At 43.7% G+C, this 22,696-nt stretch carries 25 protein-coding genes; 12 read left to right on the top strand and 13 right to left on the bottom strand.

The window, feature by feature from the left end:
* Nucleotides 1–46: 46 nt before the first annotated feature.
* Both M1D69_RS05480 and M1D69_RS05475 read left to right on the top strand, forming a co-directional pair.
* Nucleotides 47–301: a protein mistic gene (locus M1D69_RS05480; RefSeq protein ID WP_458104333.1), complete on the top strand. Its 255-nt coding sequence runs from the start codon at nucleotides 47–49 to the stop codon at nucleotides 299–301.
* Complete coding sequence (locus M1D69_RS05475; RefSeq protein ID WP_024122646.1) at nucleotides 298–1,284, top strand: potassium channel family protein; 987 nt, start codon at nucleotides 298–300, stop codon at nucleotides 1,282–1,284. The genes M1D69_RS05480 and M1D69_RS05475 overlap by 4 nt, the downstream gene beginning before the upstream one ends.
* On the opposite strand, the gene M1D69_RS05470 is transcribed toward M1D69_RS05475, so the two are convergent.
* The 5 genes from M1D69_RS05470 to M1D69_RS05450 form a co-directional block, all read right to left on the bottom strand.
* Nucleotides 1,281–1,685, bottom strand: a complete 405-nt coding sequence (locus tag M1D69_RS05470) for a YugN-like family protein (RefSeq protein ID WP_193659639.1) — start codon at nucleotides 1,683–1,685, stop codon at nucleotides 1,281–1,283. The genes M1D69_RS05475 and M1D69_RS05470 overlap by 4 nt on opposite strands.
* Before the next feature lie 60 nt (nucleotides 1,686–1,745).
* Entirely contained in the window at nucleotides 1,746–2,117 is a 372-nt protein-coding gene (locus M1D69_RS05465; RefSeq protein WP_458106195.1) for a hypothetical protein, read from the bottom strand.
* 58 nt (nucleotides 2,118–2,175) lie between these two features.
* Nucleotides 2,176–3,528: a glucose-6-phosphate isomerase gene (locus M1D69_RS05460; RefSeq protein WP_458104334.1), complete on the bottom strand. Its 1,353-nt coding sequence runs from the start codon at nucleotides 3,526–3,528 to the stop codon at nucleotides 2,176–2,178.
* Between the two features lie 111 nt (nucleotides 3,529–3,639).
* Nucleotides 3,640–4,812, bottom strand: a complete 1,173-nt coding sequence (locus tag M1D69_RS05455; protein WP_024122650.1) for an iron-containing alcohol dehydrogenase — start codon at nucleotides 4,810–4,812, stop codon at nucleotides 3,640–3,642.
* Between the two features lie 102 nt (nucleotides 4,813–4,914).
* The gene (locus M1D69_RS05450) at nucleotides 4,915–6,078 is read right to left on the bottom strand and encodes an iron-containing alcohol dehydrogenase (protein WP_101864148.1); all 1,164 of its coding nucleotides are present in this window, start codon (nucleotides 6,076–6,078) and stop codon (nucleotides 4,915–4,917) included.
* A gap of 240 nt (nucleotides 6,079–6,318) precedes the next feature.
* Between M1D69_RS05450 and M1D69_RS05445 the strand changes: the two genes are divergently transcribed.
* Nucleotides 6,319–6,555, top strand: coding sequence for a DUF378 domain-containing protein (locus M1D69_RS05445; RefSeq protein ID WP_003220771.1), 237 nt, complete (start codon nucleotides 6,319–6,321; stop codon nucleotides 6,553–6,555).
* A gap of 247 nt (nucleotides 6,556–6,802) precedes the next feature.
* On the opposite strand, the gene yugI is transcribed toward M1D69_RS05445, so the two are convergent.
* The 3 genes from yugI to M1D69_RS05430 form a co-directional block, all read right to left on the bottom strand.
* Nucleotides 6,803–7,195: a S1 domain-containing post-transcriptional regulator GSP13 gene (gene yugI / locus M1D69_RS05440; protein ID WP_019259312.1), complete on the bottom strand. Its 393-nt coding sequence runs from the start codon at nucleotides 7,193–7,195 to the stop codon at nucleotides 6,803–6,805.
* 201 nt (nucleotides 7,196–7,396) lie between these two features.
* Nucleotides 7,397–8,557, bottom strand: a complete 1,161-nt coding sequence (locus tag M1D69_RS05435; protein ID WP_458104335.1) for an aminotransferase — start codon at nucleotides 8,555–8,557, stop codon at nucleotides 7,397–7,399.
* Nucleotides 8,558–9,058, bottom strand: a complete 501-nt coding sequence (locus tag M1D69_RS05430) for an Lrp/AsnC family transcriptional regulator (protein WP_024122653.1) — start codon at nucleotides 9,056–9,058, stop codon at nucleotides 8,558–8,560.
* A gap of 150 nt (nucleotides 9,059–9,208) precedes the next feature.
* Between M1D69_RS05430 and M1D69_RS05425 the strand changes: the two genes are divergently transcribed.
* The gene (locus tag M1D69_RS05425; RefSeq protein WP_458104336.1) at nucleotides 9,209–10,033 is read left to right on the top strand and encodes an alpha/beta fold hydrolase; all 825 of its coding nucleotides are present in this window, start codon (nucleotides 9,209–9,211) and stop codon (nucleotides 10,031–10,033) included.
* A 126-nt stretch (nucleotides 10,034–10,159) separates the two neighbouring features.
* Here the strand turns inward: M1D69_RS05425 and M1D69_RS05420 are convergent, their stop codons facing one another.
* Both M1D69_RS05420 and M1D69_RS05415 read right to left on the bottom strand, forming a co-directional pair.
* The gene (locus M1D69_RS05420; RefSeq protein WP_458104337.1) at nucleotides 10,160–11,512 is read right to left on the bottom strand and encodes an IS1182 family transposase; all 1,353 of its coding nucleotides are present in this window, start codon (nucleotides 11,510–11,512) and stop codon (nucleotides 10,160–10,162) included.
* Nucleotides 11,513–11,633: 121 nt separating this feature from the next.
* Nucleotides 11,634–11,894, bottom strand: a complete 261-nt coding sequence (locus M1D69_RS05415; RefSeq protein WP_024122655.1) for a YugE family protein — start codon at nucleotides 11,892–11,894, stop codon at nucleotides 11,634–11,636.
* Between the two features lie 87 nt (nucleotides 11,895–11,981).
* Between M1D69_RS05415 and M1D69_RS05410 the strand changes: the two genes are divergently transcribed.
* The 3 genes from M1D69_RS05410 (at nucleotide 11,982) to M1D69_RS05400 (ending at nucleotide 14,989) form a co-directional block, all read left to right on the top strand.
* Complete coding sequence (locus tag M1D69_RS05410; RefSeq protein WP_458104338.1) at nucleotides 11,982–13,145, top strand: MalY/PatB family protein; 1,164 nt, start codon at nucleotides 11,982–11,984, stop codon at nucleotides 13,143–13,145.
* 125 nt (nucleotides 13,146–13,270) lie between these two features.
* A complete protein-coding gene (locus tag M1D69_RS05405) occupies nucleotides 13,271–14,557 on the top strand; it encodes an ATP-binding protein (RefSeq protein WP_458104339.1) in 1,287 nt (428 codons plus the stop codon).
* A gap of 45 nt (nucleotides 14,558–14,602) precedes the next feature.
* Entirely contained in the window at nucleotides 14,603–14,989 is a 387-nt protein-coding gene (locus M1D69_RS05400) for a kinase-associated lipoprotein B (protein WP_458104340.1), read from the top strand.
* Nucleotides 14,990–15,015: 26 nt separating this feature from the next.
* On the opposite strand, the gene kapD is transcribed toward M1D69_RS05400, so the two are convergent.
* Both kapD and M1D69_RS05390 read right to left on the bottom strand, forming a co-directional pair.
* Entirely contained in the window at nucleotides 15,016–15,591 is a 576-nt protein-coding gene (gene kapD / locus M1D69_RS05395) for a 3'-5' exonuclease KapD (protein ID WP_233403574.1), read from the bottom strand.
* Between the two features lie 119 nt (nucleotides 15,592–15,710).
* Entirely contained in the window at nucleotides 15,711–15,914 is a 204-nt protein-coding gene (locus M1D69_RS05390; protein ID WP_458106196.1) for a hypothetical protein, read from the bottom strand.
* On the opposite strand from M1D69_RS05390, the gene M1D69_RS05385 reads away from it, so the two are divergent.
* The 3 genes from M1D69_RS05385 to M1D69_RS05375 all read left to right on the top strand — a co-directional run bounded on the left by M1D69_RS05385 (nucleotide 15,817) and on the right by M1D69_RS05375 (nucleotide 19,426).
* Nucleotides 15,817–17,025 carry a multidrug efflux MFS transporter gene (locus tag M1D69_RS05385; protein WP_458106197.1) on the top strand — a complete coding sequence of 403 codons (1,209 nt, stop codon included), beginning with the start codon at nucleotides 15,817–15,819 and terminating at the stop codon, nucleotides 17,023–17,025. The two genes, M1D69_RS05390 and M1D69_RS05385, sit on opposite strands and share 98 nt — an antisense overlap.
* Before the next feature lie 92 nt (nucleotides 17,026–17,117).
* Entirely contained in the window at nucleotides 17,118–18,992 is a 1,875-nt protein-coding gene (locus tag M1D69_RS05380) for a transglycosylase domain-containing protein (protein WP_458104341.1), read from the top strand.
* A gap of 20 nt (nucleotides 18,993–19,012) precedes the next feature.
* Nucleotides 19,013–19,426, top strand: a complete 414-nt coding sequence (locus tag M1D69_RS05375) for a thiol-disulfide oxidoreductase DCC family protein (protein ID WP_059292652.1) — start codon at nucleotides 19,013–19,015, stop codon at nucleotides 19,424–19,426.
* A gap of 17 nt (nucleotides 19,427–19,443) precedes the next feature.
* Here the strand turns inward: M1D69_RS05375 and M1D69_RS05370 are convergent, their stop codons facing one another.
* On the bottom strand, nucleotides 19,444–20,001 hold the full coding sequence (locus tag M1D69_RS05370; RefSeq protein WP_024122663.1) for a YufK family protein: 558 nt from the start codon (nucleotides 19,999–20,001) through the stop codon (nucleotides 19,444–19,446).
* Nucleotides 20,002–20,178: 177 nt separating this feature from the next.
* On the opposite strand from M1D69_RS05370, the gene maeL reads away from it, so the two are divergent.
* Both maeL and maeM read left to right on the top strand, forming a co-directional pair.
* The gene (maeL, locus tag M1D69_RS05365; RefSeq protein ID WP_458104342.1) at nucleotides 20,179–21,780 is read left to right on the top strand and encodes a two-component system sensor histidine kinase MaeL; all 1,602 of its coding nucleotides are present in this window, start codon (nucleotides 20,179–20,181) and stop codon (nucleotides 21,778–21,780) included.
* The gene (gene maeM, locus M1D69_RS05360) at nucleotides 21,773–22,480 is read left to right on the top strand and encodes a two-component system response regulator MaeM (RefSeq protein ID WP_024122665.1); all 708 of its coding nucleotides are present in this window, start codon (nucleotides 21,773–21,775) and stop codon (nucleotides 22,478–22,480) included. The genes maeL and maeM overlap by 8 nt, the downstream gene beginning before the upstream one ends.
* The last annotated feature ends 216 nt before the right edge of the window (nucleotides 22,481–22,696 follow it).

The following is a 22,696-nucleotide window of genomic DNA, read 5'->3' as shown; positions in this document are numbered from 1 at the left end:
CGGAAGTGGGACATACTGTTATAAAAAGAGCACGGGTGTGATGAACATGAAAGTGACGAGCGAGGAAAAGGAACAGCTGAGTGCAGCGATTGACCGGATGAACGAAGGGCTGGACGTATTTATCCAGTTTTATAATGAATCCGAAATCGACGAACCGCTCATTCAGCTTGAAGACGATACAGCTGATCTCATGAAGCAGGCCCGCGACCTGTACGGCCAGGAAAAGCTAAATGAGAAGCTGAATACGATTATTAAACAGATTTTATCTATTTCATTATCTGAAGAAGGAGAAAAAGAATGAAGTCAAACCGGATCTTTATTTCTTGGCTGAGATGGCCGTTATTTATCCGAATCGGGCTGATCATTCTTTTTCTGATTCTTTTGTTTGGGCAAATCATTTATTTACTTGAGCCCGAACAGTTTACTTCCGTCTTCGAAGGTATTTGGTGGGCCGTGGTTACCATCTCAACAGTGGGCTACGGAGACTATGTGCCGCACACGCCGCTTGGTCAAGCAGCCGGAATGCTGCTGATATTCATCGGCGCAAGCTTTGTCACTGCTTACTTTGCCACCTTATCCGCTGCCGCTTTCAGCAAACAGCACCGCTACATAGAGGGAAAGGTCGCTTACAAAGGACGGGGCCATGTGATTATTATCGGCTGGAACGAAAAATCAAATCGCCTTTTGAGGGAGCTTCAGCTGGCGGCGCCCTCAAAGACAGTCGTTCTGATTGATGAATCGTTAAAAGAAGGGCCGCTCATTGAAAATGTCCATTTCATACGCGGACACGCCGCTGATGATGAAACGCTGAAACGAGCCAATATTACTGAGGCGGACACAGTTATGGTCACTGCCGACCAATATAAAAGTGAAGCGGAAGCGGACATGCTGTCGGTGCTGATTCTGTTATCAGTCAAAGGATTGAATCCGCTGGCATACTGTATTGTCGAAATTCTGACAGACCGCTTTGTCACCAATGCAGAACGGGCAGGCGCTAATAAAATTATCGGGACGTCCCAGCTCTTAAGCCGCGTGATGCTGGAACATTACCGGGTCAAATTGCAGCTGTCTAAACCGCAAAGCTTAATCGAACTGACATTAGATAAAAAAGTGCGGCTGATTTCGGTTCCTTCTGAACTGCATGGTGCCGCTTATAAAACATGCGTCCTCTATTTTCTTGATCACAACACCACTATTATCGGCATACAAAAAGAGGAAGGGCCTATGATTACCCCTCCTCTTTCATATAAAGTGCTTGAAACGGATCAGTTCCTTGCGCTTTAACCCAACAAAACATCCTCCAGCTCTTTGACAAGGGAGGCGCCGATATCCAAATACGCCGGATCAATCTCTGCGTCCCGTCTCTCGGGCTCAGAAAATTGATTAAACAGCGATTGAAACGGCCCTCCTTCAGCATGATCATCAAGGCCTGCCTGGAACACCTGCCTCAGCATAAACGGGGTTCCGATACGGACAGCTGCCCCGCGTTCATCCAGACTGCCTTGTATGGCATTGACGGGAATTCTTAAAAATAAATATCCGTCTCTATTATCAATTTTATAATCAAAATAGCCGTGGTCGTACTCCCAGCCGCCGTTTATCACATAACCGAGCGGCTTCATGACTTGTTCCAGCTCTTGAAGCAAGAAAGGCTGTCCATCTATCACGGAAGGTATCGTAATCATCAAACTGCCCCTTTTTTCATTTATCCTGTCCCGCAGAACAAGACTTCATTCAGAGGCTGATTACATGGAAACCGTTTTTTCCTTTGCACGGCCAACCGAAAAGAAAGCACTTTCAATTAAGAAGTAAACAGTCATCGCTGCAGCAATCCCCGCCGCAGATTCCCATGAAACATAGACAACAGCTGCATAGAGTCCTAACTTAGTTAAAAGGGTGTGAGATCCCTTCAAATTCAGAAAATGGCGCACCGCATCGGTAAAAGTGGCAAGCGGCAGCCCGATCAGAAGAAAGATGTGGATAAAAAAGTGTGAGAGTGTGCCGCCAAGGTTGGAAGAAAACTCTGTATTCACGGCATCAAAGGATATGAGAATAACTAAAACAGCTGCAGAAAAACCCGCAATGATGAGATGTTTGACCATTTGTTTCATGAACATCAGCACCTTTCTGATTTTATAAAAAGCCGACCGGCAAATGCCAGTCAGCTTTCTTACATTAATCTTCGAGACGTTTTTCAAGCTCAGCTTTTTTCTCTTCAAAGCCAGGTTTGCCAAGCAATGCAAACATATTGACTTTATATGCTTCTACTCCAGGCTGGTCAAACGGATTGACGCCGAGGAGATAACCGCTCATCGCGCAGGCTTTTTCGAAGAAATAAACAAGGTATCCAAAAGTATATGCATTCAGCTCAGGAATGTTGACGATTAAGTTCGGAACATTTCCGTCTGTATGAGCCAGCATTGTACCTTGGAATGCTTTTTTGTTAACGAAGTCTACAGTTTTTCCGGCTAAATAGTTTAAGCCGTCAAGATCGTTATCCGCTTCTTCGATTGTCAGCTCGTGTTTAGGTTTTTCGACATTCAGCACCGTTTCGAACAAGTCTCTGCGGCCTTCCTGTACGTACTGTCCTAATGAGTGAAGGTCTGTTGAATAGTTGGCAGAAGAAGGATAAATGCCCTTCTCGTCTTTGCCTTCACTTTCGCCGAACAGCTGCTTCCACCACTCCGCAAAATATTGAAGCGCCGGCTCATAGTTGATCAGCATTTCAATCGTTTTGCCTTTATTGTAAAGCACATTGCGAACGACCGCATACTGGTATGCAGGGTTTTCTTCCAATTCTGATGCGGCAAAATCCTTGCTCGCATCAAATGCGCCTTTCATCATGTCGTCAATGTTGACGCCGCTGACAGCAATCGGCAGGAGACCAACAGCTGTTAAGACAGAATAACGGCCGCCGACATCATCAGGAATGACAAATGATTCGAAGCCTTCTTCGTTAGAAAGTGTTTTTAACGCGCCGCGCTCTTTATCAGTTGTCGCGTAAATCCGCGCTTTCGCTTCTTCTTTGCCGTATTTCTCTTCAAGAAGCTTGCGGAAAATACGGAAAGCGATTGCAGGTTCAGTTGTTGTACCTGATTTAGAGATGACGTTAATGGAGAAGTCAACATCTTCGAGAAGATCCATGACATCTCTCATATAAGATGAGCTGATGTTGTTTCCGATGAAAATGACTTGCGGATTGCCTCGTTTTGCTTTTGGCAGTGTATTGTAAAACGCGTGATTAAGCGCTTCAATCGCTGCCCGCGCGCCGAGGTAAGAACCGCCGATACCGACAACAAGCAATACATCAGAGTCAGATTTGATTTTTTCCGCACTTTTTTTAATGCGCGCGAATTCATCTTTATCATAATGTTCAGGGAGGTCCACCCAGCCTAGAAAATCGCTGCCCGCGCCTGTTTTTTCATGAATATTATGGTGTGCTGTTTTTACAAAATCGCGTAAATATGTAAGTTCATGTTCGTTGAAGAAAGTCAACGCTTTTGAGTAGTCAAAGCGTACATGCGTCATTGCTTGTCCCTCCATAACGGTATAATGTTTTCATCTTTCACTTTATATGAACTTATCTGTGAAATCAAGTCAAGAAGAAAGGACGGAATGACTGCATTCCGTCCTTAGAAATCAGAGTGACGCGCGAAGGATGGCAAGCACGTCATCTTTGTTCAATTTTTGGAAGTTGCCGAAGCCGCCATGCTCCATTTCTTTGGCTGCGATATCAGCAATCAGTTCCAGTTTTTCCTCTCCGATATCATAGTCGGATAAACGGGAAGGCGCACCCAGACTTGTCCAGAAGGCAGACAGCTTGTCGATTCCTTCAAGCACGATTTCTTTATCCGTTTTGCCTTCTGTATCAATGTCAAACATATTGAGCATAAGGTTTTTAAAGCGGCCGACATTTGTATCAAGCGTGTATCTCATCCAGTTCGGGAACAGGATCGCGAGTCCGCCGGCATGCGGAATATCGTAAACAGCTGATACGGCATGCTCCATAGTATGAGAAGCCCAGTCGCCGAAGTAGCCCATTTGAAGCGTGCCATTCAGAGCGATTGTGCCAGCATATAAAATCGTTTCACGATGTTTGTAATTTTCCAGATCCTCCAATAGTTTTGGAGCTGTTTCGATTACCGTCTGCAGAACGGCAAAGCACATTCTGTCTTGCAGCGGTGTGTTTTCGACATTATGGAAGTATTGTTCAAACACGTGGCTCATCATGTCAACCATGCCGTAAACCGTTTGATTTTCAGGCACTGTAAACGTATTTTCAGGGTCTAAAATCGAGAACCGCGGATGAGTTACATTGCTTCCCCATACAAATTTCTCGTTTGTTTCCCAGTTTGTAATCACAGAGTCAGGGTTCATTTCAGAACCTGTAGCAGCAAGGGTTAGAACGGTACCGAACGGCAGTGCATCTTCGGCTGTTACTTTCTTGCTGAAAATGTCCCAAGCGTCTCCGTCATATTTTACTCCCGCAGCGATCGCTTTTGTGCAGTCAATTACACTTCCGCCGCCCACAGCAAGCAGAAAATCAATATCATGCTGTCTGCATAGGTCAATGCCTTTTTCCACAGTTGCAAGACGCGGGTTCGGCTCTACCCCCGGCAGTTCATAGACAGCGGCGCCTTCTTCTTTTAATATGCCTGTTACCTGGTCATAAAGGCCATTACGTTTAATGCTTCCGCCTCCGTAGACAAGCAGAACATTTTTACCGTATTGCTTTAATTCTTTTCTTAATTGTTCAAGCTGGCCTTTTCCAAAAATCAGCTTTGTCGGATTATAATAAGTGAAATTTTCCATTGTAAAACCTCCAAATGATGCTGTATCAAAAAACAGATTAACAATTGTAACATAAGTCCAAAGAAAAAGGGAAGCAGCCGGATCGGCTATTTCCCCCTTATGTTATAGAGATGCTTTTAAAATAGCGAGTACATCTTCTTTGTTAAGTGATTTAAACTGGCCGAACGTACCGTTTGCCATTGCCTTGTCGGCAATTGTGTCGAGCTGTTCGTCATTTATATCGTAGTCAGCCAGTCGGTTTGGAGCGCCTAGGCTTGTCCAGAAAGCAGACAGCTTGTCGATTCCTTCCAGCGCGATTTCCTCATCTGATTTTCCAGATTCTTCTACATCAAACACACGCACCGCAAGCTGCTTCATGCGGGCCGGGTTTTCTGATAATGTATGTCTCATCCAGTTCGGGAAGAGAATCGCAAGTCCGCCGGCATGCGGAATATCGTAAACGGCTGAAACGGCATGTTCGATATTATGAGTTGCCCAATCCCCTCTTGCACCCATTGACAGCATACCGTTTAAAGCGATTGTCCCTGTGTAAAGAATCGTTTCACGCAGCTCGTAATTTTCAAGATCATTGATCAGCTTAGGCGCTGTTTCGATGACTGTGCGTAAAAGAGATTCGCACATGCGATCCTGGTAAGGTGTGTTTGATACATGGTGGAAGTATTGTTCAAACACGTGGCTCATCATATCAACCATGCCGTAGATCGTGTGGTTTTTAGGAACAGTAAATGTGTTCACTGGGTCCAAAATAGAGAATTTAGGGAACACGAGCGGGCTGCCCCATCCATATTTCTCTTTTGTTTCCCAGTTGGTAATAACTGAACCTGCGTTCATTTCAGAACCAGTTGCGGCGAGAGTCAATACAGTTCCGAACGGCAAAGCTTCCTTCGGCTGGTGTTTTTTCGTTACGATATCCCACGCATCACCATCATACTTTGCCCCCGCAGCAATCGCCTTTGTACAGTCGATGACACTTCCGCCGCCGACAGCCAATAAGAAATCAATGTTGTTTTCTTTGCAGATCGCAACACCTTTATTAACAGTCGACACGCGCGGGTTCGGCTCTACGCCTGCTAATTCATGCACCGTGACACCGGCTTTATTCAGCTGTTCCATCACTTGATCATAAAGGCCGCTGCGTTTAATGCTTCCGCCTCCGTAGACTAACAATACATTTTTTCCGTAAGGTTTCAGTTCCTCCGGGAGTTTTTCAACTTCTCCGCGGCCGAAAATTAATTTCGTCGGATTCCAATATGTAAAGTTTTGCATGACATCTCCTCCTTAGATTTTCATTATGCAGAATGCCTGCGCTCCATGTAAAGCAATCAGCTCTTTCCGTTTTCAGCGTATCGGGCAGTTTTCATTTGCAAGATGCTGGGAAAGGAACAGATACAAGCTGAGTTTGGGCCGTTTCGTCGGCTACTCTCAATATGGAGAATGCATGTATAGATTCTCCAATATGTCACAATCTATAACTGTTTTAATAATTCATGGAGGAGGTTGCAAAACATGAGCACCATTCAGAGAATTTGCCTTGTGTTAACAATCATTGGCGCTATTAACTGGGGACTGATCGGATTTTTCCAATTTGATTTAGTAGCGGCCATCTTCGGCGGCCAAGGGTCAGCTCTTTCCCGTATTATTTACGGTCTTGTCGGAATCGCCGGCTTAATCAACCTCGGTCTGCTGTTTAAACCAAACGAGGAAAGATCACGTGAAGAGGCAGCAAATCCTGAAATGCGATAGGATAAAAAAGCACCGAACATTCCTGTCCGGTGCTTCAGCGAGTTGACAAACCTTCGCATTCGTTGTCAGGTCTGCGCGTCGGTGCTCACGAATTGTACATTCGCTGTGCTTCAATGCTCGCCCTTCCTAGACTTCAAAGGTTTTCAATCACGCTGAAAAAAGGAGACAAAATCCCAAAACAAAGTGTTTTGGGATTTTGTATTAAATCAAAAGCACCGAACATTCCTGTCCGGTGCTTTTTTCGTGCTTATTTTTTGATAAGGTCTTTGCGGTTGGACATTTCGATCCACTCTTCAAGCTTATCTTTTAATGTGTTGAAACCTTGTGGTGCAGAAGCTTCTTCGCTTACTTGCGCAGCTTTAGGTTTTCTTGGTTTGCTTTCTTTTTTCTCAGGCGCAGCTTGTGTCGCACGAATAGAAAGGCTGATTTTTCCTTTTTCTTCGTCAACAGCTAGTACTTTTACTTGTACTTCGTCGCCAACTGAAAGGTGCTCGTTGATGTCTTTTACGAAACCGTGAGTCACTTCAGAAATGTGTACTAAACCTTGAGTTTCTTCATCTAATGCAACAAACGCACCATACGCTTGTAATCCTGTAACTTTACCAGTGTAAACACTGCCCACTTCAAATTTTGCTGCCATTCATAACAACTCCTAAGTTAAATTAAATATCTGTTTATACGCAATTTAAAATTATATCATACATGTTTCATTTCCGCAAAGGAAACTTTTTTTATATGATATCACGTTTAAGCATATCAAAAAGAGGGTATACTGCAAATACCAAAGGCTTTCTAGTATTCCCCCTTTTATTGGATGCGAACAAAAGGTTCGTATCTTTTTTTATGTTGTTTTGTGTAAGAAGCGCTTCATTCTGACCAATGCTTCTTGCAGCTGTTCAATTGATGTCGCATATGAACAGCGGATATATCCTTCTCCGCTCGGCCCAAACACATTACCGGGAACAACGGCTACTTTTTCCTGCATCAGGAGCTCCTCGGCAAACTGTTCTGAGCTCATCCCAGTGCTTTTGATGGATGGGAAAGCATAGAAAGCACCGCTCGGATGGTGACAGCTGAGACCGATTTCATTTAGCGTTTCAACAAACAAATTACGTCTTCTTCGATAGCTCTTTTTCATCTTTTCTACGTCTTCTATTCCGTTTTTCAATCCTTCAAGCGCCGCGTATTGCGCCATTGCAGGCGCGCACATCATCGCATACTGGTGGATTTTAAGCATCGCGTTGCGAATATCTGAAGGCGCCGCGGCAAAACCGAGTCTCCAGCCTGTCATGGCAAACGCCTTTGAAAATCCCGAAATGACAACCGTCCGCTCTTTCATCCCCGGGAATGCTACTATGCTTGTAAATTCCTCATCGTATGTCAGTTCCGCGTAAATCTCGTCGCTCAGTACAATCAAATCATGTGTTTTGGCAAACTCAGCAATTTCATGTAACTCTTTCTTTGAGTAAACCGAGCCGGTCGGATTCGAAGGCGAACAAATGAGAATGGCCTTTGTTTTTTCGGTCACTGCCGCTTCAAAATCCTCGGCCGTTGCTTTAAAACCTTTATCAGCCGTCGTATGGACATGAACAGGGACGCCGCCTGTCAAAGACACAAGCGATTCATACGCCACAAAACACGGCTCGGGAATAATCACTTCCTCACCGGGATTTACAATGGCGCGGATCGCAATATCCAAAGCCTGACTCGCCCCTACCGTCACAATCAGTTCATCGTCAGGAGAGTATGTAAGACCAAACCGGCAGCTGACATAACGGCTGATTTCCTCCCGCAATGAGTATAAACCTGCATTAGCGGTATATGACGTATACCCTTGTTCAAGGGAAAGAATGCTTGCTTCACGTACATTCCAAGCCGTTACAAAGTCAGGTTCTCCGACTCCTAAAGAAATAACCCCTTCCATCGTTGCCGCCAAATCAAAGAATCTGCGGATGCCGGATGGTTTTATTTGTTGTACATAATCGGATAAATAAGAAGTCATTTACGGTGACACCACGATTCTTTTGTCGTCGTCTCCCGTTTCAAATACTTTGCCGTCATGCTTGTATTTTTTCAGGATAAAATGTGTTGTTGTAGACACAACTGAATCAAGAGTTGACAGTTTATCAGATACGAAACGCGCAACGTCAGACATTGAATTGCCGCGGATCACGACAGACAGGTCGTATACGCCCGACATCAGGTAGACTGATTCTACCTCCTGGAATCGGTAAATCCGCTCCGCCACTTCGTCAAAACCGACTCCGCGCTTCGGAGTAACTTTAACATCAATCATAGCTGTCACGCCTTCATGACCGTCCACCTTCCGCCAGTCGATCATAGCGGAATAATCGATGATAACCTTTTCTTTTTCCAATTTGTCAATGATCGCTTTTACTTCATTTACAGGGATACCGGCCATCTTTGCGATTGTTTCTAGATCGGCGCGGCTGTTTTCGTCTAAAATTTCTAATATTTCTGTTTCTTTCTCGGTCAATTTCATTCAATTCACACCTTTGCAATGTCAAGAAATCTCATGACATTATATCACGTTTTTTGACGAATGCTAAGAAAAAACGAGGAGAAACTTCCGCTAGAACTGACAATTTCAGGGCATAATACAGGACATCCTATGAAGGGAGTGACGGGCAAAATGGAGGCGGTTACACCAATAAGGCGTGTTAAAGTCGGAGGAGTACATGTATATTATGAGCACTATCAAAACCCGGGCAAACAAACAATTGTCTGCGTACACGGTTTTTTATCTTCTGCTTTCAGCTTCAGAAAATTAATCCCCTTGCTTCGAGACCAGTATGACATCATCGCGCTCGATTTGCCTCCTTTCGGCCAATCAGAAAAATCAAGGACATTTATATATACCTATCAAAACCTCGCCATGCTTATCATCGGACTCCTGGAGCACTTGCAAGTCAAACAGGCGGCGCTTGTCGGGCATTCGATGGGAGGACAGATATCGCTGTCGGCTGCTCTATTAAAGCCTGAGCTCTTCTCAAAGATTGTGCTTCTTTGCAGTTCAGGTTATTTAAAACGCTCGCACCCGACGATTATCTTCGGGACTCACCTCCCATATTTTCATCTTTATATAAAACGCTGGCTTTCCAAAGAAGGCGTGATGAAAAACTTATTAAATGTCGTCCACAACAAATCGCTGATTGACGACGTGATGATTGACGGCTACGGCAAACCTTTTCAAGATGAACAGATTTTCAAAGCAATGACGAGGTTCATCCGGCACAGAGAAGGAGATTTACAGTCTGAGGAATTGAAAAAGATCAACAAACCCGCTTTATTGATTTGGGGCGAGGAAGACAAGGTGGTTCCGTTTAAAATCGGCGAACGCCTGCACCATGACCTTCCGGATTCCAAACTGTATTCATTGCGGGAAACAGGGCATTTGGTGCCGGAGGAACGCCCTGAATTCGTTTCCGAACGAATTGCAGAGTTTATCACAGAATAAAAAAACCGGTTTGTATACCGGTCAGCTTGTAGAGAAAACGATGTTTTTTCTACAAGCTTTTTTGTTTTATACAGTTTCTTTAGATATTCATCAGGTTTCAGATGCAGAAAAAGCGTTCCCACATGCCTAGCCCTGCTTGGCTAGGTATGTGGCAATCTTCTTCATGTTCTGGCATGCGGCTGTGAGGAGAACTTGTTCACTCACATTCCGTTTTCCCCTCAACCTGCAATAGCGAAGCCCATGCAGCTGTTTTGAATCTGCAAAGCTTCGCTCTATTTTTTCTTTTCTTTTTTTATAGAGGGTTTTCCCTGAAACAGACAAACGATTTTGTCTGACCTTTTCTTTGTGGTCCTCCCATACATGCCGGGTGATGACCTTCTGGCGGTTCTTTGATCTTGTGCATTGCGCAAGTAAAGGGCATGCGGAACAGGTTTCACGATTTGATTTATATGACCGGTAGCCTTTTCGGTCAGTTGTTGAGTATGTAAGTGTTTGCTGGTTCGGGCAAATATATCTGTCTTGTTCACTGTCGTAATGAAATTTCCATTTTGGAAATAAGCCCCGCGTAGGGTGATAACGTCTATGTGCGATGACACCAAAGATTTGGCGGTCAGATAATCCTTTACAGATCGGAGTCGTTAAATATCCGGAATCAAGGGCGACGGCTTCTACTTGAAACCCAAATCGTGCGATTTGGTGGTCTAATCGGTCAAGATAAGGCACAGAATCATGGACATTTCCAGGTGTGACATAGGTATCTGTGATAATGTTGTATTTCATATCCGTTGTGCGGTGATCTAAATAAAAGAAACCCTCCGGTTTATTTTCACGATATAGATATCCACTTTCCGGATCGGTTGTACTGTGGCGGATCTCTTTTTCAGCTTTCACCTCCTCTTTGATTGTTAATGGCTTTTTTCCGTGTTCTTCCCGATCTTCTTGAATGGCTTCATTTAAATCCTTGATATAGTTTTGGGTATCCTGAGCAATTGTTTTTCTTGTGTATTTGTGCTTGTTGGCATTGGCTTTTAGATGAGTTGAATCGGTGAAAAGGACACGTCCGCCCACCATGTCATGATTGATGGCCTGGAGAACGATCTCATCAAAAATGTCTTGAAAAATGGTTGTATTTTTAAAGCGTGTACGTCTGTTCCAGCTGATAGTGGAGTGGTGCGGAACTGGATCGTTTATGTTCAATCCGAGAAACCACCTGTACGCCATATTGTAGTAAATTTCTTTTTCGAGCTGTCTTTCTGAACGGATACCGTAGAGGTAGCCGATAAACATCATTTTAAATAAAATCAGCGGATCAAGTGAGGGGCGGCCTTTGTTTTCGCTGTAGTACGGCTTAACCTTTTCAATGATAAAAGAGAAGTCTATGTATTTATCAATTTTTCGAAGCAGATGATCTTCTTCGACGAGTTGGTCAAGCAGAACAAATTCGGCTGCATTTTGAGAAGAATTTCTTGTGTGGAACATGAGAAAGACACCGTCCTTTTTAATCTTTCTTTTATTTTATTACAGGAGAATGGATATTTTAAGGAAAAATAAAGGCTGTCGAGATTTTCTCGACAGCCTGACCGGTTTGTATACCGGTTTTTCAAGGCGTGCAAGAGCTGCTGTCTTTAATGAACAGCAGCTGGCCAGCCACATTCCGGCAGCTGTCGATCGGAAGTGTTTGTTCAAAAGAAGCTTCGAAAATATGCTGTATGCTTTTTGCTAACACTTCAGGATCGTCTTCATCATAGACGGCCTGTACGACATCAACAGCCTCCGTTTCATAAAAATCTTCACCATATTTAAACGGGTCCCATTTGGCAATGACATTGATCATTTCCCTGACCGCTTGACTTTCTTCCATTTTCATCACCGCTTATAATAAAATGTGCAGATCTATTTTATCATAGTTACGCTAAGAAAAATAAACATACATAAGAGGTGGAACAGAATGAATTTTGATAAACAAGAACAGCGCCTCGGCACCCAATCCGTCAAATGGGACAAGACAGGCGAATTATTCGGCGTGACAGACGCACTCCCGATGTGGGTGGCGGATATGGATTTTCGTGCGCCGGAAGCCATAACAGAAGCATTAAAACAGCGCTTGGAACAAGGGATTTTCGGATATACAGCTCCAGACCAGAAAACAAAAGATGCAGTGTGTGCATGGATGCATAACCGGCACAGCTGGAAGGTGAACCCGGACAGCATTACATTCAGTCCCGGTGTTGTCACAGCTTTGGGCATGGCGGTTCAGGCTTTTACAGAACCAAAGGATCAAGTGATTGTCCAATCCCCTGTTTACACGCCTTTTTACCATATGATTGAGAAAAACGGCCGGCGTATTTTACATAATCCGCTTAAAGAAAAAGACGGAACATATGTAATGGATTTTGAAGATTTGAAGACAAAAATCAGTGATCCGAGCGTCAAAATGTTTATTTTATGCAATCCGCATAACCCTTCAGGGCGCGCCTGGGGCCGGGAAGATTTGCTGAAGCTCGGCGAATTATGCCTTGAACACGGCGTTACAGTCGTTTCAGATGAAATTCATTCCGATTTGATGCTCTACGGAAATACCCATACACCGTTTGCCTCTCTTTCTGACGATTTCGCTGAGATTTCTGTGACTTGCGCAGCACCGAGCAAAACGTTTAACATCGCGGGTTTGCAGGCGTCAGCAATCATTATTCCAGACCGGCTGAAGCGCGCCAAATTTTCAGCAAGCCTGCAGCGAAACGGTTTAGGCGGATTAAACGCGTTTGCCGTGAGCGCAATCGAAGCGGCTTACTCAAAAGGCGGGCCGTGGCTTGATGAACTGATTTCTTATCTTGAGAAAAATATGGATGAGGCGGCGGCCTTTTTGACCAGCGAGCTCCCGAATGTCAAGATGATAAAGCCTGATGCGTCTTACCTGATCTGGCTCGATTTCCGCGCATACGGCCTGTCTGATGCAGAGCTGCAGCAAAAGATGCTGCACAAAGGGAAAATTATTTTGGAGCCCGGCACGAAGTACGGCCCTGGCGGAGAAGGATTTATGCGTTTGAATGCAGGATGCCCTCTGGCAACCTTGCAGGACGGACTGCGCCGGATAAAAACAGCGTTAGAGTAAAAATTCGTCACAAACGCCTTTACGCATCAATCGTAAAGGCGTTCTTTATAAAGAAATTTTGTATATTACTTCTTATGATAAGTGTTATAATAGATTCATATTTTATACGAAAGGATTTCACTCGAATGGAAATTCTAAAAGACTATCTCCTGCATATTTGCTTTATTTTGTTTCCCATTCTTCTTTACCAAGTGTTTTGGCTTGGAAAACCGTCGATCCTTGTACCAAAAATCAACAATGGATTGGTCACGTTATTTGCATGCGGCGCCTCCGTTTTATGCATTATCTTCCCTATACAGGAAATGGACTACATCCAATACGGTCTTCAAATCATTCCTGTCATCATTTGTTTATTTTACATAAACACTGCTTCCGGGCTAACAGTCGCCGCATCCGTCTTATGTTTTGAACTGCTGTTTTTTGAGCCTTCCGCCATTTATGTTTTCACTTTGCTGCCTTTTCATATCATCATCTCAATTTTGCTTCAAAAAAAGTGGCCATTCATGTCCAAAGCGAGAAAACTGCTGCTGTCTTTATTCATCGGTTGCTTGGAGATCTTCTTATTTTTCGCCTCCATCTTGGTTTTTTCCGCCGTTAATATTTTAAATTTTCAAAATTCCGAAGCGTTATATTATGAGGCAGCTGTATCGGGTTTATTCCGCTGCATCGTTCTTCTTTTAAGCATTTATATTATAGAAAGCATCGCAGAAAATATCGCCCTGCGTTCCCAGCTTATTCATTCGGAAAAAATGGAGATTGTGAGTGAACTTGCGGCAAGTGTGGCTCATGAAGTCAGAAATCCGCTGACAGTTGTCCGGGGATTTGTCCAGCTGCTTTTTAATGATGAATCCTTTCAAAACAAATCCAGTGCGGATTATAAAAAACTTGTGCTGTCAGAGCTTGACCGGGCTCAAGGCATTATTACAAATTATCTTGATATCGCCAAACAGCAATTATATGAAAAAGAGATTTTTGATTTATCTTCTCTTATCAGAGAGACGAGCTCCCTCATGATTTCGTATGCCAATTACAAATCTGTGACAGTAGAGGCGGACGCCGAGCCGGACCTTTTGGTATACGGGGATGCAACAAAGCTGAAGCAGGCTGTGATCAACCTCATGAAAAACAGCATTGAAGCCGTCCCCCCGGGTAAAGGGGTCATCCAAGTTTCAGCCAAAAGAAGCGGCCATATGATCGTAATCAAAATCTCAGATAACGGTGTCGGCATGACGGATCACCAAATGCAGAAGCTGGGTGAACCTTATTATTCTTTAAAAACGAACGGAACAGGACTTGGACTGACTGTGACGTTTTCCATCATTGAACATCATCACGGAACCATTTCGTTCAGCAGCAGCTTTCAAAGAGGAACCATTGTGACGATCAAGCTCCCTGCCGACCTTCCTCACTAGCAAATCAATTGGAACTTTTATAGAATGAATGCGAGGTGATAACAGATGAGTACATTTGAGAAAGGCTCTATCGTAAAAGGATTTTACAAAACAGGTGTATACATAGGAGAAATAACAGATTGCAGACCGCAGCATTATTTAGTCAAAATCAAGGCGGTTCTTGCCCATCCCGCTCAAGGAGACCTTCACAATCCAAAACAGGCAGATGTGCCGTTTTTCCATGAGAGAAGAGCGCTCGCTTTCGGCGAACAGACCAATATCCCTCATCATATGGTGAAGCCCTATGACAGTGAAGTGCCGGATTATAACGAGTCTTTGCGGGAAGCGGTTGCACAGCTGAGAGCCAAACTGACCGGAGATGATTCAGAATGGGCAAAGCGCTCCCTGAACAATCTGGACGTTTTAGAAAAAGAATACTTTACCCGTCCATAACCCAGTCTGACGAAAGATTGGGTTTTTTATGTGGCGCGCCGGAACAGTTCAGATAAATCAATCCTCTCGCCGATTGTCGGCGGTTTTGGTTTTTCAAGATACTGCTTATCCTGCTCGACAAGCTTAAAAAGCTTATAGGCTGTAAGAGCATCGTCAAGCGCCTTATGATGAGTGCCGGTTCCTTTATCTCCGTACTCTTCCGCGGCCTTCCACAAGCCTGTCAGTGTCCGGTCTCCAAAAAAGTTTTTATATTCAAGCGATAAATCTCTCATCTCCCCTTTAAAAGGGAAAGGAATATGGTTAAACATACAATTTTGCTTCAGCACTTTCATATCCATGTTTCCCCACGTGATGATCGTGCAATTTTTTTCAGGATCAAGCTCATTTAATTTACGGATAAAGTCCTCGAACCTCATCCCCTCATCTACCTGGTTTTGCGTAATGTTTAAAAATGATCTGCAGCGCTTCGTCAGCTTGGGGAATTTTTTCGGCCTGATATAACTCGAAAACGTCTCAACTACTTCACCATTAACCGACTTTACAATTCCTGCTTCAATGATTTCCGGAAAAAAATTTTGCGGACTGTATTTTCCTTCGGGCATCGTAAATTCGAAATCAATAATGAGTAAGTTGCCTGCCTCCACTATTTTTACACCTGCCTTTCCTCCGATCAGAAGAATGCTATCTTTATAGTATATCAATTCTCCTTCTCTTCATTTCTTCATTTTCTAAAAATAATGAATTTTCCCAGCCGCATTGTTTCTTTTAAATGGTGCACTGTTTCTTTATAATTAGTAAGGAACCCGAAATAATAAGAAGGTGATGTTATTTCTATCCGCAAGAAAAACTTTGTCATTGTGTGGCTGTCGAATTTTTTTGTATCAGCCAGCACAACGATGATCGTCCCTTTTCTCTCCTTGTATATTGAGACGCTCAGCACCTTTTCCAACGGCTTTGTGCAAAGGTGGAGCGGTTATGTGTTCGGCATTACATTTTTCATGGCTTTTTTGGTATCCCCATTCTGGGGGCGGTTCGGAGACAAACGAGGTTACAAGAAAATCCTTTTGACAACCGGAACCGGCATTGCCGTCAGCATTTTATTAATGGGCTTTGTCACGTCGGTATATCAATTGTTTTTTCTGCGAATGGCAATGGGGCTTGTAACCGGATTTATCCCGACATCCCTTGCAATGATTTCCGCGCAGACGCCTAAAAGCTCAGCCGGCAAAACGCTTGGCACGCTCCAAATGGGGCAAGTGTCCGGAAGCTTGTTCGGCCCGCTTTTGGGAGGCGTTCTTACTGATCACTTCGGCTTTACGTATACCTTTTTTATCACATCCTTTGTGATTTTCTTAGCCGTTCTTCTCGTGTTATTCGGGGTCAAAGAACAGCCGCTCACAGAGAAGATAAATAAACGTCAGTCTTATACGAGAAAAGAAGTGCTCTCCTATATTTTTCACCAGCCCGCGCTTTGGGTCATGATGCTGTTAACCATGCTGATTCAAACAGGAAATTTCAGTATCCAGCCGTTGCTCGCTTTATATGTAAACGAGCTGCACGGATCTGACAATCTGGCCTTTTTCTCCGGCATGGCATTTTCGGCAACCGGACTCGGCAGTTTGCTGCTGGCAAGAAAATGGGGAGATTTAGGAGACCGCTACGGCCACCGCCGCATTTTAATCGGACTTTTAATCGCCGCCTCTTTATTTTTTATTCCGCAGGCACTCGCTTCTTCATTCAGTGTGCTGCTTGTTTTCAGGTTTTTATTCGGGATGGCGATGGGCGGCCTTCTGCCATGCATCACAGCGGCGATCCGCATTGAGGCTCCGGGCTCCATCCAGGGAGAAGTCCTCGGCTACAATGTCAGCTTTCGCTTTTTAGGAAACGTTCTCGGACCTCTTCTCGGCGGTATTATATCAAGTCACTTCAATATCTCTGCAGCCTTTTATGTCACAGCATTTCTCTTTTTCGCAGGTGCCTGCCTGCTTTGGATCATGAAGAAATTCCAAAAAGAATCGTATGCCAAAGCAAGCTGATTCTCAGCAAAAATTGAGGAGTCTTCTAAATTTAACCTTCTCGTAAACTCAAAAGAATGGTACGATATGGCTAGAATTTAGGAGAAAAGAGAGTGACCATGTTACGAAAAATAATCGGATGGATTTTGCTCCTTTGCATAATCCCATTGTTTGCATTTACAGTTATCGCTTCCGGAAAAGAAGTAAAACAAATGAAGTCCCTGGATCAGGTGCTTGATAAGAATATTGATTTGAAAGAGATCAGCCTTGTTCAGAACAGCTACATGTACGACAGGGACGGATCTCTGGTCTCGGAAATCGTCAGCGATGATGAGAACCGTGTGCTGGTTCCCTTCAAGAAGATTCCCGAAGAAGTCAAACAGATATTTTTAACTTCCGAGGACCGCCATTTTTACGAACATAAAGGCTTTGACTTTATGGGGATGGTGCGGGCGGCCGCTTCCAACGTGAAGGACAAAAAGATTGACCAGGGGGCCAGCACCATCACACAGCAGCTTACAAGAAACTTGTATTTGAGTCATGAGCGCTCCTTCAGCCGCAAACTGACTGAGCTCGCGTACTCCTATCAGCTTGAGAAAAAGTATACGAAAAATGAGATTCTTGAAGCCTACCTAAATACGATTTATTTTAATAACGGCGTTTATGGCGTCGGATCAGCTGCTGAATTCTATTTCAGCAAACCGCTGAAATCTCTCACACTGGGAGAAATGGCTTTTATTTGCGCTATACCTAATAACCCTACATTATATGATCCTCTCAAGCATTTTGACTACACGAAAAGCCGTCAAGAACGCTTGCTTAAAGGGTTAAAAAATGCCGGAGTCATTACAGACAAAGAGCTGAAAAAAGCCGTAAAACAAAAAATCAAACTGGATGTCGAAGAGAAAGAAGACAAATATCCCGACTACGTTTCCTACGTAAATGATGAATTCACTCAACTAGTGTCTGAATCCGAAGGCTTTGATAAGCGTCTTCAAAAAGCGTCAGGAAAACAAAAAGACAAAATAGAAAACGAGCTGTCCGCCAGAGTCAGCACACTTCTGAAAGACGGCGTAAAAATTTATACCGCACTTGATCCGTACATGCAAAATCAAGTCGTGGCACAAATGAATTCGAAGCTTCCGTATGCGGGCGTACAGGGCGGAGCGGCTGTGATTAATCACCAGACACATCAAGTTGTCGCTCTATCCGGCGGCAAAAACTATCGCAAGTATGATTTTAACCGTGCCTACCAAGCATACAGACAGCCAGGGTCATCCATTAAGCCGCTTCTCGATTACGGACCTTATATTGAACAGACAGGTGCGACGGCAAGCAGCACAATTAATGCCGGCAAATTTTGCAGCAGAGACTACTGTCCGCAAAACTACAATAACCGCACATTCGGCACAGTAACGCTCGATACAGCGTTTAAAAACTCGTATAATACACCGGCCATCAGAATGCTGGACCGTGTTGGCATCCAAAAAGCATTCAGCTATATTGAGCCGTATCATTTTTCAAAGCTTGTCAACAGCGACTATCTTCTGCCGGCGGCGCTTGGCGGATTTACACACGGCATGACGCCTCTTGAGATGACAAAGGCGTATACAACATTCGGCAACAGCGGAAGCTACTCGCCGAGCCACGCGATTACAAAAGTGACGGATTTAAAAGGAAAAACGATTTATAAATGGAATGACAAAGCGACACAGATATTCAGCGTCCGCACAAACATGCAGCTGAAAAAACTGATGTCTTCCGTTGTCAAAAGCGGAACAGGGAAAAAAGCATATTTCAAAGCGCCTTATATCGGCGGTAAAACGGGAACCTCAAATGATTATCATGATATGTGGTTCGTCGGTCTGACTGATACGTACACAATGGGTGTCTGGGTCGGAAAAGATACACCGAGCAGCGTTGAATACCTTCACAGTATCAGCCCTCAGCTTTCCATCTGGAAAGGAACGCTGCAGGCAGCTTATTAAAGAATCGGAGGGGATCTGCCGTGACATCAAAACAAATTCCAAATCGCGTATTGCTGTTTGACGGTGTGTGCAACTTATGCAACGGTGCCGTTCAATTTATCATAAAGCGTGATCCAAACGGTTTGATTTCATTTGCATCGCTTCAATCGGAAACAGGACAGAGCCTGCTGAAAAAAAGCGGGCTTCCGACTGAGCATTTTGACAGCTTTGTCTTTATTGAAGACGGCCAGGTTTACACTAAGTCAACTGCAGCCATAAAGGTTTTTAGGCATCTGCGGGGCCCGTGGCGGCTCTTCGTCTTGTTTTTTGCAGTGCCGAAACCTGTCAGAGATATGCTCTATTCTTTCATTGCCAAAAACCGCTATAAGTGGTTCGGCAAAAAAAATGAATGTATGCTCCCCTCCCCTTCTATAAAAAATAGATTTTTACCATAAACGAAAAAATGGCTAGCTTACACAGGTAAGCTAGCCATTATGCTATTATAAAGCTTGATAAATATGAACAGAATACCGATAACAAATGTAAACCAAAACAGCAGTTCCAACAGAATGAACCCGACCAAGGACATGATAGAAAGTGTTGAATAAATCCGGTAAACAACGAACACAAAGTAAGCAAGTGTAACAACTGCAAACCAGATCACAATCCAGATGACATTTTGCAATAGCACAAAGGATAAGATCCCGCCGCCTAAATATATGATAGAGCCCATTCTGACTGTTTTCAGGTTGTTTCCTTCCGGATCATTTGCGAAAAACAGCAGTGACAGCTCAGTCACGGTATTTGCAATTAATTTCAGAGCGGACAGAACCATAAAATATAAAAGTGCAAAGGCCGCAAATAACGCAAGTCTGATTCCTTTCTCTGAGAAGTAATCGAGCATTCCATCGTACATTCCAAATGAAGACAGCATCTTCAACGCATAGAGTGAAGTTGAAATGGATAAAGACGAACTAAAAAGCAGGATCGCAATCAGCGGAAAGTATCCTGTCAAATAAGTATTTTTCATATAAAAAAGTCCCTTTCTGTAATCTACCTCATTTATTATGGAGGACTTAAAACACATTGACAAGATAAATTATTCCATTTTTTCTCCTTTTTACGAATTACGGTCCCAAATCTTCACAAAGCGGCATTTTGAGAGTAAAGTAGTACGCAGGAATCATAAAACGTAAGGAAGTTTTATATGAAAAAAACATTAAAACTGCAAACCAGACTCACCATATTTGTCTGTATCGTCGTGTTAATCGCACTGCTCATCACCTTTTTTACCGTCGGTGCCCAAACCTCTAAAAGGATACGTGATCAGGAAAGAGACACAGCGCTGCAAACGGCTGAAATGGTTGCCGACGCGCCGATTACTGCCTCCGCATTGGAGAGCGGAAAAAACCAGAAGGAACTGCTCAGCTACACGCTGGACGTCCAGAAAATTACCGGCACAGAATTTGTCGTTGTCATGGATATGAATGGCATGCGCAGAACCCATCCGGACCACAGCAAAATCGGAAAAAAATTCAGGGGCGGAGATGAAGTCGAAGTATTAAAAGGACATGTCCATATCAGCACCGCCTCAGGCACGCTTGGGAAATCGCAGAGAGCGTTCGTGCCTGTCTACGCCAAGAATGGAAAACAAGTCGGAGCCGTTGCGGTCGGCATCACAGTGAATGAAATTGACGAAGTCATCAGCCACAGCTTACGGCCGCTCTATTTTATTATTTGCGTCAGTATATTCGTCGGCGTCATCGGAGCTGTTATCGTCGCACGCACGGTGAAAAATATCATGTACGGACTTGAACCGTATGAAATCGCGACACTTCTTCAAGAACGGAGCGCCATGCTTGAATCAACGAAAGAAGGCATACTCGCTGTCGATGAACACGGCAAAATCAAGCTTGCCAATGCGGAAGCGAAGCGCCTTTTCATTAAAATGGGCATAGAAACAAATCCCGTCGATCAGGATGTCAATGACATCCTGCCGAAGAGCCGTCTGAAAAATGTCATTGAGACCCGAAAACCTCTTCAAGACAGAGATGTGCGCATTAACGGATTAGAGCTTGTGTTTAATGAAGTGCCCATCCAGCTGAAAGGACAAACCGTCGGAGCGATTGCGACATTCCGGGACAAAACCGAGGTAAAACATTTAGCTGAACAGCTTTCCGGTGTTAAAATGTATGCAAACGCACTGAGGGCGCAGTCTCATGAATTTATGAACAAACTCCATGTGATATTAGGTCTCGTCCAGCTGAAAGAGTATGACGATCTTGGAGATTATATTAAAGATATTGCCATTCAGCAAAAATCAGAAACGAGTGAAATCATAAATGATGTCAAAAGCTCCGTGCTGGCCGGATTTCTGTTGGGAAAACAGAGCTACATACGAGAGCAGGGCGCAAATCTCGATATTGAATGCAGCGGGGTTATTCCAAACGCAGCAGATCCTTCAGTCATTCATGAACTGATTACGATTATCGGAAATCTCATCAACAACGCTTTGGACGCTGTTGCCAATATGCCGAAAAAACAAATCACGATGTCCATGCGTTTTCATGACAAGATACTGGACATCGAAATTACCGATACAGGAGCCGGCATGTCCGAAGAAGACCAAGCCAAGGTATTCGAACAAGGCTATTCAACAAAGGGCAAAAACCGGGGATTCGGCCTTTATTTCACCCAGCAAAGCATGGAGAATTTAAAGGGCCAAATGATTATCACCAGCGAAAAAAATGAAGGAACCACATTCAGTCTTCGCATCCCGTACGAACCGAAGGAGGAAAACCATGATTAATGTACTAATAGTTGAAGATGACCCCATGGTGGGTGAATTAAATAAACGATATTTAAGCCAAATAGAAGGCTTTCAGCTGAAAGGAATCGCCTCTTCCTTTCAAAGCGCTCTGCATATTTTAGGAGAGCATCACATCGACCTCATTTTGCTTGATATTTATATGCCGGGCAAAAACGGGCTTGAGCTGCTGACGGAATTGAGAGCCCAAAATGAAGCGGTTGACGTGATTGTCATCTCTGCGGCAAGCGAGCTGGACGTCATCAAAAAAACACTTCGTTACGGAGCTGTGGATTACTTAATCAAACCGTTTGAATTTGAACGTTTTCAGACTGCCCTTTCTGATTACAGACGAAAACAAAAAGTGTATTCCACCCATCGAAACATGAGCCAAAAAGAATTGGACGCGGAACTGTTTCATAAAAAGGAAGCGACAGAAAAAGTGCACCTGCCAAAAGGGCTGACAAAAAGCACGCTGAAGCTGATTTGGTCCAGTATTCAATCCTTTGAAAACGAGTCCTTTACGACAGAAGACCTGGCAAATCATACTGAAATATCTCAAGTATCCATCCGAAAATACTTAAAATTTCTTGAGGATATACAGGTTCTGAATGTTGAAATGGCGTACGGAACGATCGGAAGACCGGTGTTTCAGTACAATGTCAATACAGGCAACCTTAACGGAATTAAGCAATATTTATAAAAAAACGCACTGTTCATGTCGAGCAGTGCGTTTTTTTCTGTCACATCTCTTGCCAAGGTGCTTGAACCTTTCGTCAATAAGCTATACAAGAATAATAAAGGACTTTTTTGCATATTTGAGTATACAATTCTAAAAACACTTATTTTTCAAAAAATAATGCGTAATTCTATTTATTTCTTGTAAGTAAAATGATAAATTATGAGTGGTTAGTTGATC

This window comes from Bacillus sp. PK3-037 (genome assembly GCF_054161355.1).
Note: the sequence above shows the minus strand (reverse complement) of the source record. Positions and strands in the feature narration are given on the sequence as shown.